The sequence below is a fragment of the Bifidobacterium mellis genome (assembly GCF_000967265.1).
GTDB lineage: Bacteria > Actinomycetota > Actinomycetes > Actinomycetales > Bifidobacteriaceae > Bombiscardovia > Bombiscardovia mellis.
Map to the genome: position 1 here is coordinate 1,593,014 of NZ_KQ033885.1, position 14,577 is coordinate 1,607,590.

At 59.3% G+C, this 14,577-nt stretch carries 10 protein-coding genes and 1 CRISPR repeat array; of the genes, 1 reads left to right on the forward strand and 9 read right to left on the reverse strand.

The genetic code is table 11. The features are described 5' to 3' along the window. The first annotated feature begins 26 nt into the window (after positions 1–26). Positions 27–1,253, forward strand: coding sequence for a hypothetical protein (locus tag JF70_RS06885; protein WP_045935759.1), 1,227 nt, complete (start codon positions 27–29; stop codon positions 1,251–1,253). Positions 1,254–1,414: 161 nt separating this feature from the next. Here JF70_RS06885 and JF70_RS06890 read toward each other — a convergent pair whose 3' ends face one another. The 9 genes from JF70_RS06890 to casA all read right to left on the reverse strand — a co-directional run bounded on the left by JF70_RS06890 (position 1,415) and on the right by casA (position 14,532). Next, complete coding sequence (locus tag JF70_RS06890; RefSeq protein ID WP_156149633.1) at positions 1,415–2,131, reverse strand: hypothetical protein; 717 nt, start codon at positions 2,129–2,131, stop codon at positions 1,415–1,417. 351 nt (positions 2,132–2,482) lie between these two features. Continuing rightward, the gene (locus JF70_RS08825; RefSeq protein ID WP_231578882.1) at positions 2,483–2,770 is read right to left on the reverse strand and encodes a hypothetical protein; all 288 of its coding nucleotides are present in this window, start codon (positions 2,768–2,770) and stop codon (positions 2,483–2,485) included. 124 nt (positions 2,771–2,894) lie between these two features. Then, positions 2,895–7,803: direct repeats of the CRISPR family, unit length 28 nt; unit sequence GGATCATCCCCGCGGATGCGGGGAGCAC. Between the two features lie 205 nt (positions 7,804–8,008). Beyond that, on the reverse strand, positions 8,009–8,392 hold the full coding sequence (cas2e, locus tag JF70_RS08830; RefSeq protein ID WP_082069448.1) for a type I-E CRISPR-associated endoribonuclease Cas2e: 384 nt from the start codon (positions 8,390–8,392) through the stop codon (positions 8,009–8,011). After that, positions 8,392–9,360, reverse strand: a complete 969-nt coding sequence (gene cas1e / locus JF70_RS06900; RefSeq protein WP_082069449.1) for a type I-E CRISPR-associated endonuclease Cas1e — start codon at positions 9,358–9,360, stop codon at positions 8,392–8,394. The genes cas2e and cas1e overlap by 1 nt, the downstream gene beginning before the upstream one ends. Positions 9,361–9,374: 14 nt before the next feature. Then, positions 9,375–10,064, reverse strand: coding sequence for a type I-E CRISPR-associated protein Cas6/Cse3/CasE (gene cas6e / locus JF70_RS06905; protein WP_045935762.1), 690 nt, complete (start codon positions 10,062–10,064; stop codon positions 9,375–9,377). 9 nt (positions 10,065–10,073) lie between these two features. After that, a complete protein-coding gene (cas5e, locus tag JF70_RS06910; RefSeq protein WP_045935763.1) occupies positions 10,074–10,787 on the reverse strand; it encodes a type I-E CRISPR-associated protein Cas5/CasD in 714 nt (237 codons plus the stop codon). Between the two features lie 2 nt (positions 10,788–10,789). Further along, positions 10,790–11,926, reverse strand: coding sequence for a type I-E CRISPR-associated protein Cas7/Cse4/CasC (gene cas7e / locus JF70_RS06915; protein ID WP_045935764.1), 1,137 nt, complete (start codon positions 11,924–11,926; stop codon positions 10,790–10,792). A gap of 90 nt (positions 11,927–12,016) precedes the next feature. Further along, entirely contained in the window at positions 12,017–12,772 is a 756-nt protein-coding gene (gene casB / locus JF70_RS06920) for a type I-E CRISPR-associated protein Cse2/CasB (RefSeq protein ID WP_045935765.1), read from the reverse strand. Next, a complete protein-coding gene (gene casA / locus JF70_RS06925) occupies positions 12,769–14,532 on the reverse strand; it encodes a type I-E CRISPR-associated protein Cse1/CasA (protein ID WP_082069450.1) in 1,764 nt (587 codons plus the stop codon). The genes casB and casA overlap by 4 nt, the downstream gene beginning before the upstream one ends. Positions 14,533–14,577 lie beyond the last annotated feature (45 nt).

Consider the following 14,577-nt stretch of genomic DNA (forward strand, 5'->3'; position numbering starts at 1 on the left):
TCAATGCGTGGAGGTCGAGGCGGCTGATGGACCGTGTCCTGGCACCCTACCTTCTGGCGCGGGGCCTGTGCCTGCAGACCTTCCAAGGGCATGTGTGGAGGCGGCGCGGCAGGATCGGCCGCCCCCGGCCCGGGCAGGTCCTGCCCCTGGGATCGCTGGTCGTCCTGGCCGACGGGCCCGCCACCGTATCCGGGGCCTACAGAGGCACCGGATGGTTTGACGGGCTGGGAAAGGATGGGCTGGTGGTTCGTCTGGTCGGCCAGTACGTGCAGCCACCCGAACAGGCCACCGAGTCATCCGGTCCATGGTATGCGGGCAGAATCTGCTCCGTGGGCGGCGTTGCCTGCGGACCCGGCGTGGTCCCCGGCGGCGACGCCCCCCTGCCCGAGACCGGCGTCGGGCACGCCCCCGACCCCGACCTGGTCATCTTCACCCAGGACCAGGTCAGCCTTCTGGCTTGGAAGGGACCCGACAACCCCGTCACCAGGCTCCTACGCGCCCGCCAGGTCCGCGCCCTCGCCCGCGACCACCGGCGGGAGGACCCGGTCCGCCACCGGACACGGCCGACGCTGCACTGGCGCGCCAGCCGCCCCGCATGGTGGCGCTACGAAGCCATCGGCTTCCTGCCCGACCGGTTCACCCGCGTCTACTGGGACCGCGTCCGCAACCAGCCCGTCAAGGCCCCCATGCTCTACCGGACCCCGGAAGCCAGGGAATACAACAGACGACACTACTCTGTCCCCATATACACCATCGTACTGATCGTCAGCATCCTCCTGGCCGCCTTCAACATAGCCCGCGCATGGCACCGCTCCAGACCGCACCGTCCCCTTCAGGGAGGCGATGTCCTCCTGGGCATGCCCCCACGGACCTCGGCGATCGTCAGCTGCGTCCTGGGCCTCGCCATAGGCATCGGCACATGGGCCTGGGCCACACACCGGCAATTCCCCCAACACCATATGACCCCGGCCAGCAGCCGCGAACTCCAAACCGCCCTTGACAACTACTGGATCGGCATGCGATACATCACCGGAACCACTATCCCCTACACCATCCACGTCCTCGGCTACACCGCATTCGTTCTGCTGCCGCTCATGTTCATCATTGATTTCTTCACCCTTCCCGAATGGGTCCATACCTACCTGAGCTGGCCATTCTTAGCTCTGCTTATAACCTGCATGGACCTACCCCTCATAGATATCTTCTACGGTGGTTCGATAGCCAAGCGCCTAAATCGGGAATTAGCGGAGTAAAGCCTATATCCATCGGCCCCAACCCCCGAGGTCAATTGCGCTTTGGTCTTACGTTCGCACCTCTTGACAGTGTGCAGACAGGGATCAACCCAAAACCACAACTGGCCAGTTACTGACACCCATCGCGCAGCACATTCTAGTAAATTCAGCAATCCTATGATTCAAACCGCAGTGATGAGGCCTCCGAAGAGGACGATGGCGATGGCCGCCAGCTCGATGATGAAGAATAATGAGAGAGCCGACCAGCTGTGGGTCAGCGTGTTCCAGGGGGAATCCTTGCGTACGCATACCAGGATGGCGACGAAAACGACCGCAAAGACCGCTACGCCCAGCCCGGCCGCGATGATGCCCAGATTGGCCGCGTTGGCCAGGATGGCCTGATGCTGGTAGACGACGAACGTGCTGTACCAGAAGTTCATCTTGAGCAGGCAGAGGCCGGCAATCAGCTGTTCGGCGGCCAGGCCCAGCACAAACACCACCCGCCAGAACCAGGAGGACGACTCGATGATGGACATGCCGATGCCCATAAAGGTCAGCACGGTCACCGTCCAGGCGATCAGCGCTATGCCGCGCGGGTCCAGGACCGAGGCATAGTGGAGCACGCCCTGGGTGTGGTTGATGGCCAGCGAGCGGCCATATCCATAAGGAATGACAATGGCCAGGAGGACCGCCAGCGCGAAGACGACCCAGCGGACCGGGCGGGCACGGCGCTGCTCGATCTCAGCCAACGAGTATTCCGAATCCGGAATAGTCGCCTCAGGATGAGCCGAAACCTTATTCACCGCAGTCGCCTCATCCGGGTGCAATGGTACGGCTGTGGAACCAGCTGAATCGCTTCTGCCGGGTTCCGCGCCATCCGCATCGTCGAATTGCTCCATCGGCGACCACACCTCCAAGTCCGCTACTCGTGGACACATCGCCTACAAGCTTATACCGGTAGGCGCATCCGCACCCAGGAACACCCGGGCCGCGTCTTCTGCCCAACCAATCATGCGCATCTGAAAACCATGACAATCCGTGTTCAAACACCCCGCTAGTCATCTGCTAAGCGGCAATGGATGCCTTGAAGGCAGAAGCAACCTTCAATCAGGGCGCACCAATGCGATTGCTGGGGCTGAAGGAGAATCAAACACTCATGTTCGAACTATGAAGCGGTCATGGATTCTCCCCGACGCTCCTATAGCGATCCCTTTACTGATTGCAACAACATATACGAGCCCCGGAATGAGTCAGGCGAACTGCCTAATGCCGAGCACATCGTAGAAACTCACCTTGCTATTGCCACCGAAGCCAGCACCATAGTTCGTCCCATAGTATGTCCGATCCGACTGGATCATTTTCCTGTCCTCATCATCCAGCGAATCCCAGACCCGGCGTTCGGTCTCATCCATATCATCAGTGATGGGATAGCATGACGCGTGACTGTTGATCCGGTCATCAGGAATATGATCATGAGTAGTGGTGCAGGCCTTATCCTTGGATGCCATTTTTCTCATGAAATCCTCATCCATAGTCATTCGTCTCCTCTCATATTTGTGAACCTGCAGGGCATCCATCAGATAGCCTGTGGAATCATTCCTGCAGATGCTGGGAACACCGATAGTATTTGTATACTCTTAAGAAGCCATGGTCCACTGCTTGGGATCATCCTCGCGGACGCAGGAAGCACTGGTCGGCTCCGGCCTTGGCAGCCTTCGAGTCAGGATCATCCCCGCGGATGCGAGGAGCACATGGGATAGGTAGGCAGCGACTCGTAAAACCAGGGATCATCCCCGCGGATACGGGGAGCACTCACTCACCCGAATACTGTTTTTGGCGGCCACAGGATCATCCCCGCGGATGCGGGGAGCACGTCCTGGAGGGCGACGGGTTCACCCGCATGCCCGGATCATCCCCGCAGATGCGGGGAGCACACTAGGGACAATGGCTAAAGCCAGCCAGCCAACGGATCATCCCAGCGGATGCGGGGAGCACGTGTACAGCTCATAGAGTGGTCGCCACAAGGTAGGATCATCCCCGCGGATGCGGGGAGCACAGCGACCCGCTGTTCTCCGACGGGGACTACAGGGGATCATCCCCGCGGATGCGGGGAGCACGTATAGGTCCACAGTTTCACGACCTATACACAACGATCATCCCCGCGGACGCGGGGAGCACGACCCTGAATCGTTTCCATCCGTCGCCTGAAGGGGATCATCCCCGCGGATGCGGGGAGCACCTCGCCCTTGTCGCCCTTGTCGCCTTTCACGCCGGATCATCCCCGCGGATGCGGGAAGCACGCGACGACGATATCAGCCCCGGTGGTGGTCACAGAATCATCCCCGCGGATGCGGGGAGCACACCAATGGCACTGGCACCATAGCCACCAGTCAGGGATCATCCCCGCGGATGCGGGGAGCACTTTATCAGGCATTGGCGCGTCCCCTCTTCGTGAGGATAATCCCCGCGGATGCGGGGAGCACTTTTCGGCCGCTTCAAGAGTCTTAAAACGACCAGGATCATCCCCGCGGACGCGGGGAGCACGGGTAGAACAATTACGTTGCCGGTGTAGAACAAGGATCATCCCCGCGGATGCGGGGAGCACGGGTTTATTTCATTGGGGAGCGCGTTGGCTATGGGATCATCCCCGCGGATGCGGGGAGCACACGGAGTGGCCCAGCGACGCAGCCGTGTCTACCGGATCATCCCCGCGGATGCGGGGAGCACGAAGACCGTCCCAGACGGTCGGAACGAGCGGAAGGATCATCCCCGCGGACGCGAGGAGCACACCCTGCAGTGAAGGAGAAACCGGCCGCCATAAGTATCATCCCCGCGGACGCGGGGAGCACACGTACCGCCAGCCGATGCGCAGGTCCTCCCGGGGACCATCCCCGCGGATGCAGGGAGCACGTCTCACCCGACCCGTCGCCGCCACAAAGGTCCGGATCATCCCCGCGGATGCGGGGAGCACTCAACAATCTTATCCGAAGTAATATCCAGCAAAGGATCATCCCCGCGGATGCGGGGAGCACGGCAGCATGGAGACGATAAGCCCGTCGTTTTCAGGATCATCCCCGCGGATGCGGGGAGCACTGGTCAATAGACAACCTACGGCTTGTGTGCCAAGGATCATCCCCGCGGATGCGGGGAGCACACCATTTTCAGACCCATCCAGTCCCTGCAGTACGGATCATCCCCGCGGATGCGGGGAGCACTGTCCTGGTTGGCGCGCTCGCGGTTTGGGTTTGGGATCATCCCCGCGGATGCGGGGAGCACGGATAGAAAGGAAGAGGTTATGTGTAGTGGACGGGATCATCCCCGCGGATGCGGGGAGCACTGGTAGGTCGTTCAGGGCTGACACCGAACCAGAGGATCATCCCCGCGGATGCGGGGAGCACAGGCTGCGATGAGATTACGGACGCTCTTGGCAAGGATCATCCCCGCGGATGCGGGGAGCACTGTGATGGCTGATGGCCGGTTGTTTGATCTGTAGGATCATCCCCGCGGATGCGGGGAGCACCATGCCGGTCTTCCACAGGTTGATGCCGATGGGGGATCATCCCCGCGGATGCGGGGAGCACAGTGAGATAAGCCATCTCGAATACCGGATACAAGGATCATCCCCGCGGATGCGGGGAGCACCCAAATTCAGGCCGATGCCCAGCGCAGAGCCGAGGATCATCCCCGCGGATGCGGGGAGCACCTCATGGTCTTTGGTGTCCTTTACTCATAGTCCGGATCATCCCCGCGGATGCGGGGAGCACGGGAAAATGCGGATCAGAAGCATCAAGCCTGAGGGATCATCCCCGCGGATGCGGGGAGCACCAGACTCTGCTTCGAAGGGGGGAGCTCTTTCCGGGATCATCCCCGCGGATGCGGGGAGCACTCCCCGTGCGAGCTTGACAACGCTCCCGGGACGGGGTCATCCCCGCGGATGCGGGGAGCACTCACAAATGGTACCCATGGTATGATCTCAACCGGGATCATCCCCGCGGATGCGGGGAGCACGCTATCCGCCTGTCTTTGCCAGTGTCTGTATCAGGATCATCCCCGCGGATGCGGGGAGCACTGGTCGTCACATGGGCCATGTTGTATTGGGCGCGGATCATCCCCGCGGATGCGGGGAGCACCACAGCTCGGCGCTTCGCTTCTGCCACCGTCCCGGATCATCCCCGCGGATGCGGGGAGCACCCGGTACCTATCGAGGTGATAACACCGGATATGGGATCATCCCCGCGGATGCGGGGAGCACTCCATGTAATTCGCGTGAACAGCCATGAGACCGGGATCATCCCCGCGGATGCGGGGAGCACACTTCATTGATGAGTTCCCGGGCGCCCATGACGGGATCATCCCCGCGGATGCGGGGAGCACGAGGACTGGACGGCAAGCCACCCATGGCAGCCGGGATCATCCCCGCGGATGCGGGGAGCACCGCCCATGGACAATCGCCAAGGCTGTACGGTCGGGATCATCCCCGCGGATGCGGGGAGCACTGTCAGCGCTTCATCAAGTCTATTCAATCCGTAGGATCATCCCCGCGGATGCGGGGAGCACTCGATCCCACTGCCGGGAATCTCGAGCAAGCCAGGATCATCCCCGCGGATGCGGGGAGCACCTAATTACCAGACCATGGGTATTGGCGCAACCAGGATCATCCCCGCGGATGCGGGGAGCACCACCGGCCAACCCTCTACCAGTGAACACACCAGGGATCATCCCCGCGGATGCGGGGAGCACTGTCCTCATCGTTGGTGTCGTCGTCGCCATCGGGGATCATCCCCGCGGATGCGGGGAGCACCTAATTACCAGACCATGGGTATTGGCGCAACCAGGATCATCCCCGCGGATGCGGGGAGCACGGAATGGGTTCCATGTCAGCTTGGCTATCTGGCGGATCATCCCCGCGGATGCGGGGAGCACGTGGCGATATGCAGATCGTCGGGCGCCTGTGGCGGATCATCCCCGCGGATGCGGGGAGCACCTACCTACCGGGTTTGTCGTTTGACAAAGGTGGGGATCATCCCCGCGGATGCGGGGAGCACTGCGTCAGTCGTCATACCATGCGCCCTCGAGGAGGATCATCCCCGCGGATGCGGGGAGCACCCAGCCTTGGCCTGACGGGTCAGCGCGAACTGAGGATCATCCCCGCGGATGCGGGGAGCACCAGCAGCTACTTACTATGGCCGAGCAAGGTGGCAGGATCATCCCCGCGGATGCGGGGAGCACACATTCCCTTGGATAAGGGGCATGTGCCTGCGCGGATCATCCCCGCGGATGCGGGGAGCACTCTGGCATGCGAGCAACAAAATGCCGGAGAGCGGGATCATCCCCGCGGATGCGGGGAGCACTTGCCGACTACTATGACGTGCATAAGCAGACCGGGATCATCCCCGCGGATGCGGGGAGCACGGATGTAAACATTTTCTGGGGTGAAGAGGCCCAGGATCATCCCCGCGGATGCGGGGAGCACTTCCTCGTATGCCTTGCCTTCATCGTCCTCAAGGGATCATCCCCGCGGATGCGGGGAGCACCCTTAGATAACGTACAGTCTGAGTTACACCGGGGGATCATCCCCGCGGATGCGGGGAGCACCACAGCCCAGAGCCTCGAGTGTTCAGCTCATCAGGATCATCCCCGCGGATGCGGGGAGCACTCCTCCTCGGATTGCTCGGGTATCTCCTCCACGGGATCATCCCCGCGGATGCGGGGAGCACGATGATGCCCACGGACCGGCTGGTCACTGTGCGGGATCATCCCCGCGGATGCGGGGAGCACCAGGAGCTGAGCAACGTTATCGGCGGGCCGGAAGGATCATCCCCGCGGATGCGGGGAGCACTATTAACCGAGCAATTGGTCTTGCAAGAAGTAGGGATCATCCCCGCGGATGCGGGGAGCACCAGCTCCCCTATGATAAGGCACCGGATAACTGGGGATCATCCCCGCGGATGCGGGGAGCACCCGGTAAACGGCAGCACCATCCCCGGCTACCAGGGATCATCCCCGCGGATGCGGGGAGCACCACCGCGTCGGCCATGGAGTATGGGGACGTGGAGGATCATCCCCGCGGATGCGGGGAGCACCATGTGGTGCAGGATCCTTACGCGCAGTCGGCAGGATCATCCCCGCGGATGCGGGGAGCACTCCTGCAGTATCCTGGCCGCATCAGCCTTGTCCGGATCATCCCCGCGGATGCGGGGAGCACGGGACGGCAGTGGGTCGGACCGGCGGTATCGGGGGATCATCCCCGCGGATGCGGGGAGCACCCGATCCAGGCCATGACCGGCACGGCCATGCTGGGATCATCCCCGCGGATGCGGGGAGCACTTGCACAAGCCGAGGACACTCGCGTAAAGGGGGGGATCATCCCCGCGGATGCGGGGAGCACTAAACGTAGAGTCCAATGCTGATGTGACCGCAGGGATCATCCCCGCGGATGCGGGGAGCACACACTCACCCTATGCAGGCCTGATTTCGAACTGGGATCATCCCCGCGGATGCGGGGAGCACGTCATCCTCTATCCGCAAACCGGTGATAAGGAGGGATCATCCCCGCGGATGCGGGGAGCACACTTAGAAATCCTTGCAATCCCAACAATACAATAGACTAGATCTCTGATTTTTAATGAGTTTGCATTTCGAGCCCCTTCCATTCCCCGTCTCAGCCACTGCGATTCAGACCATCTACACTGAGATCCTTATCAATGCACTGGCCCAGTAATCAGTACCTGGCACTCATCGGCAAAACTCATCTGAAAAGTGAGCCCCGCTTGGACTCAGCTGGATCGCGAGCGCCGGAACCTCGCCGCTCGTCTGTACTTGCTGGCATTGCTCCAACCAGTCCGGCGGTATCGGTTTCCACCACCCGCAGATCTGCCATCGCCGCCATCCGTAGGCCTCTCCATAAGAGTCAATCCTTCACAGTCTACCGGGTTCCAATCTGAGCGATGCACCTTGAAACTCAGATGCTGCTCATTGCGGGCAGAATAGACCATGATGGCCTTTCCGGTTCGGATCTGCCCTGTGATGCGTTCCCAAAGCCGGTCCCGGACCCTAGCGGTGATGTGGCCGACGAAAACTCCAGAGGCTATCTCTAGGAGCCATCGGGTCAAATCCCCGCGCAGGCCCAGTGGGCATGCCGTCAAAACAACGACCACCATCAGCTCATCCCCTCCTCTTCATCTGCATAGGATCTCCCAGCTGGAACCGCGCCGACCTTCTCATCCCAGAGCTCCAAGGTCCCGCCCTCTTCATCAGAAGAGGAAGAAACAGGGGCTCCAAGCAGTCGTGGAATATCGCGAGCCATCCGTCGCATGAGCGAGAGGTCATAGACAGCATCACGCATGGCATGCCGGGTGGCTGATCCGATGTCGTCGGGCTGCTTTGCAGCAGTCTTGAAAGCTACAGGAATCGATATCTCGGCCTTGTACAGATCAGCCACATCATAGACAAAGGAGCGCTCATGGCCGACATGGACGAATCCCAAGCCCGGTGAACACCCAAGCGCCACGATCACCGAGTGAGCGATTCCGTACAAGCACGTATGAGCAGCCGACAGGGCCTTGTTGATCTCGTTGCCGGCATCGAAATCCTCATGATCATAGGTTCGCTTATCCCAAGCTACGCCGGTCAGTTCCGACCAGTGACGATAGACCTGTCGAACTCGGGCGCCTTCACGCCCACGCAGCTGCTGCATGGTACAAGAGCTGACATCTTCGTTAAGGAAGCGCATCTGATACATGGCCCTCGCCACAGCCAAACGCTTACGGGTGTTGGAGACCAAAGCCGCCTGCCTTTGTAGAAGGGCAGCCGAATGCGTCAGAGGACGGCCGAACGCGTACATCCTCACACCGCGCTCCCCCACCCATACCACGCTAGCACCGTTGTCGCCGATGACCACCATGGCCTGATGACTGACGGTGGTGCCGGGACCCAGCATGAGCACACCTAGATTGGCGGCAGGCAGCCGTATAGTCCCGGTATCTCTGGTAATCGCGATGGCATTGTCCTCGCGAGTGATAACACAGTGCTCAAAATAAGCGAACGAGAGCCTATCCTCGGCCCGCACCAGATCACCCAATTCAGGAGGGGGGCTGCCGGGAATCTCGGTTCTCCCGGCAGACCCCATAGGCTGATCCCCAGTCATCGGATCGGAGCCACCGTCAGCAACCCACAGCCGAAGCTCTTGGCCCTGCCGATGCCCTGCCGTAGGCAACGCTGAAAAGCTTGCGCATCGGTTACACGAAGCTGTCCATCGAACTGGGCTGTAACCAAGGTGACCTTGCCGCCCCCGTGGTCGAACTGCTCCTTGCGGCGCTGGGAAACAAGGCAGGATGGCCCATAACCCTCATCCGAACTGCCTAGGAGGGCGAATCCGTTGCGTTCACTGTGCTTCTCCAGCCAAGACAGCTGATAATCCGCAGTGACATGCCCCATCACCTTGCCGACTACTGCATGATTGGACCGTCGCCCCTTGTCCATATGAACCTGTCTGGCAGGATTGGCCCGAAGTCTGAAGGCCCACTCCTGCCCCTTGGCTATATGCGTGATCAAGGGCTCGTAGTCCTTCACCTCCCACTCAGCATGAGTCGGCCAACCAGCCTGCTCAACAATATGGGTGAAGTCAGGACGCTCGGGACTCACCACATACAACCAGGTCGAGTCTCCTTCACGGGAGAAATCCAATCTCCACAAGATACGTCCGCCATCGCCACTGCGTACAGCACCCGGCGGGAAGGACTTCTCCACGGCGGCATGAAGACGGTAAGGCGAGGCGATCAGTTGCTTGGCCGCATACCGCGCAGTGTTCAACGGCATTCTGGATATATACATGCCTGCCTCCTAGAAAAACGACATTGGATCATGATCCGGAACGGCTTTAGTCCGCTGCTCGTCTGGGCCAGGACCATCCGGATTGGGGATTCTGTATCGGCAAACCGTTCTGACCGCATATCTGCGAGCTGCACCGAAACTCAGCGGAGCATCTGCCTGGGAAGAGACAATCCCATTGTCTTCGTCCTTGGCGCAGTCCGCATCACAGACCACCTCCAGTCGGCTGCCCTGATGGCGCCTCTTGTACCAAGAAGCAGCCATCCAGGGATGGGTGCGCAGCGCCTGGTCCACACGGTCCTCCTGGACCAACCCAAGCGAGACCGGGTAATCCGGCGGGCAAGCCCGGCGACCCAAATATAATGGCCACCGGGGATGACGCAGAGCCTGGTCCAAACCTTCCAGAAGTGCAGAATCAGCGCCTAAAGCCACCAGGAATTTCGCATCGGATAAGTAGTACCGTGTGGTCAATGGCATGGCTTTGACATTGGCACCATGCTCTGTTTGCATGTCATTGACCAAGATGCCCGGTTGATCAATGCGGACACCAAAGCTTAGATGCAGCAGGTCCTCGATGTCGTCACCGCGTTGACGCCCTTGCGCCGAAGCAAGCAGACCAATCACCGCGCTCTTGGTGGGCTCCCGTTGTGTGGTGCGAATCGTAAAACGCGAAGAGCTCCCCCAGGACTGCAAAGGCCCTGACAATCGCAACAGCAGTATGCTCATAGTTACTCCTGCTGACCCAGCACGCGCATAGTCTCAGCATTCACCTGGCTGGTCAGATCCTTGAGACCAACAGACTCAGCCACAGGAGCCAAGTCCTGCGCTGACAAATCCGTGCTGATCGCCCAGGCCTGCACAGGCTGCTCATCATAGGCATCCTGAATCCTGCGCAACTCCTCAACCAGCCTGCGGCCAGCGACTTGCGAGATAGGCTGGTCATGCTCGGCCGTAACCGGACGTTCAAAGGCTTCCACGGCATTAATTGGCTGGCTGTCACGGAAGGCCACAATGCAGGTCTCGGGCAGTGTCCTATTGGCGTAGGAATTCTGCTTGCCGGTCGGCATGGATCGGATGAAAGCCTCTACGAAGACCGAAGCCACTCTCGCAGTGGCCTCCGCATTGCCGATCTGCTCCTGCAGGGCATCCAGGTTCACGGTCGCGTAGCGATAGAGCGTGGATGAGTTGAAACCTACGGAGTCGATCATGGCTGCACCGGCATTGTCTGCTTCCGTGAAGTCGTCAGCGGCGGTGAAATAGTCGTACTCAGGCTTGATGGCATCCACGGAGATGGCGTGAGCCACCTGAGCGCTGGCATCCGTATTCAGGTCAGGGGCATCAGCCAGCATACGGCCGAACAGGGCGATGTCGACCGCCTGCTCACCGTGGAAGACCGCCGATACTTCCTTCTTCATAGCCGAATCCGGAGCCTTGGCCAGGTCCTTTCCCTGATCCATCCACTCCAGTGCGATAGTAGCCAGCTTGCCGATTTCGGTGTTGCCGATGAAGATCAGATATTGAGTGACCGGCTTGCCACTGGCTGCTCCTGCACGAGTGGAAGCGACGACCTTAACGCCGGTGGCCTGCAAGACCATGGAAGCGTAGTTTTCAGCCCGGTCCGCCGATTCAGGCCGTTGGTTAACCATGGCTTTCACGATCAGCTCGACTGCATTCTTCGTCCGCACCCCCAACTGTTTCTTCTCCAGCAAAGACTTGAAGGTCTCGCGCATGGCCCGCTTCCAGGCCTGGCTGGAGACTCGTGAGCGCAAGACACCGCCATACTGGGCGGTCTTGGGATTACCTGTCTCGTCACGATTGATGTTGCTCGGCGGGACGTTCTGAACTGCATAAATATCCATAAACATGGCTTTTCTCCTTAATATTCTTTATAAAAAGATCGGTGATCTTGTACATGTGTATCTGCTAGATGGCGAATCATTCGAGACGACCTGTCATCATTGACCGTGCTGCTGGACCTCAGCTGTTCTCTTGGCCTTCTCACCCTCTTTCGTCTCCGCGGTCTTGTGCACGGCGTAATACTGACGAGCCCAACGGTGAAAGACAGAGGCCCTCCGACCAGGCAGCTGCAACAGATAAAGATCCTGAGCGAAAGCCTGATAGTCCAGCTTCACATCCTGATTCCTCATCATCCTTATCAGCGAATACAGCTGATGCCGGATGCCGTCGAAATCAGGAGCATCCTCCATGATTTGCAGCCTTCGAAGAACCGGGGTGGCCTTGGAACCGTCCTGGTCGGTGTCAATCATGCGGCATACGTGGCCGAAACTGTAGCGGAAGCGCTCGGATCGCGCCCCCTGCTCAGCATCGGCGCTATTCCCTGTGCCCTTATGATCAGGCATCCAGGCCATACCCTGAGATTTCGACTGCTGATGAAGCGCATACATCTGCAAGGCAACAGCAATAGCCCGCGTTTCAGTGACGATATTGGGGTCGTTGTCAAGGGCTGGGTTTCCCAGGGTATCCTGTGGCCAATCCTCATATAGATCAAACCCGACATTCATCCACCGCACTCTGCCATCGTCAATGCCTCGGCGCAGCAAAGCCAGATGAGCCCTGGCCACGCTGCTGGCCTGAACCGTGTAGGCGTACTGCAATTTCCCGATCCGGTAGTTGGCATACCGCCCGACGGCCTGTTTGCGGTCGTCGACGGACAAAACATGCTCGTTCGTCATGGTGGCTGCAGTCATCATTGAACCTCCTTTTCATTTGCGGTCTCGCCCTCACGCGAGGGAAGAGGACCTAGATATTTATTCAATTGGCTTAGGAATCTATCGAAGATCTGCTCAGAAGATCGGGCACCATTGGCCTTGGGCAGGAAAGACGGCGCCGGAGATTGATCGCGGTACTCACTAGCCACCGCAATCAGATCCCGATGAATGGCCTGGAACCAGTCATTCCGGTAGCGTTCGATGTCTTCTGAAGGATCGAACTCCGCAATCCGCTGTCTGAACAGCTGATCAAGGGAAGCATATGCACGTTCCTTGACGCGGGCTACTGCGGCGTAGAAGCGGTCCTTCTGCGCTTTGTCGCCTGCGGATTGGTTCAACTGGGCAACCATGGAGTCCAACGCCTTGACGGAATCCTCAGTATGCTCAACAACCTGAACCACCACATCCACGGCAGGAGCATCCAAATGAAGCAGTTGAAGGTTTGCATCGAGTGAATCATCGATAGCATCCGAGAAGAAGCTGTTCTGCGGACCATAGATCATGCTCTGTGTATGGATGCGAGCCATTTGCATCACTTTTCCGGACCCTGCATCATCCCGATTCCAATTCAACAGAGTTTCAACCCACCGAATAACACCAGGACGGGTGTCATCAGTCTGACCTGCTCCGTTGCTTCCCGCGCTGATCAAAGGTTGCAGCTGCCGCCAAATGGCCTTGTCGGAAGTGAATGTGACTGGCATGCGAGGCGCTGTCGGCAGTCCCAATTTCTTCCGCAGGTTCTCGCTGCCGTAACGCCAGGCCGTCATAGGCTCATAAGCGTCCATGTTGTCAGCGCTGATGACATCGCCATAGCAGACGACGATGCCGACCACACGGGAACCTGAGTCGTCAGGCACCAGCCTTACCCTGCGTGATTGCAGAGTGAGCATGTCCACAATGCCCGTGGGTTGATAGTCAGGATCCATGTCAGGGCCGGCCGGCTCGCGCTCCCAGGGCGCCAAATCACCAGGCTTGCCGAACCAGATATCATCATCCCCACGGCCTCGGGGATTGATCAAGCACCAGTTGAGCATCAGAGTGGCGAACAAGTTGTCCTGTTCCAAATAAACATTGCCCAAGGCGCCCAGCCAGCCGGTTCCCACCTTGGATTTGGGTGGATAAACCCTGTTGCGCAGAATATGGGTCTCCCCATCTACCGGCGATTTGATGCCTGCAGGGTCATAGGCCTGGAGAAAGACCAGCCATCGGGCGGCCTCAGGCAATGTAAGCGAGTCCAGGTCGTTCTTGGCACGCATGGAAAAGAGAAACTTCTTGGGCTTAGGCACGTCAGCCTGAAGTTCGCCAATGCTGTCATACTCTTTATCATCGGACGAGTAGGTCAATCCCGGCGTCTGATAAAAAGGATGCTCCGGGTTGAACAAATCAAACCGGTCGTGATAGCGCTCAAGGTAATCGTCAATTACTTGAGGGTCGAACTGCCCAGCCTGCCAAAGCGTCCACCACAGCTGCAGCAAAGCCGTCGGATTATCATCCCCGATCATGGGTTGATACCGCTGGGCATATGCCTGGTAGAGCACGGCTTCGACGGTTCTCAGGAGAGGCAAGGTCTGCTGAGGCATGTCACTTGAAATCTCACGGATTCGATGGGCCTCGACCAAAAGGTCACGCAGGGAGACCAGGCCGACGCGTCCTTTCAAGTATGTAACCCTGATCCAGGGTTGCTCCAAGAGATTGAACGACGGCCGACCTCCGCCGGTCGCTCCAACATCATTCATTATCATTGTCCTTTCTGCTTATTCGATTATTCATAAGTGGAAAATGCCTAC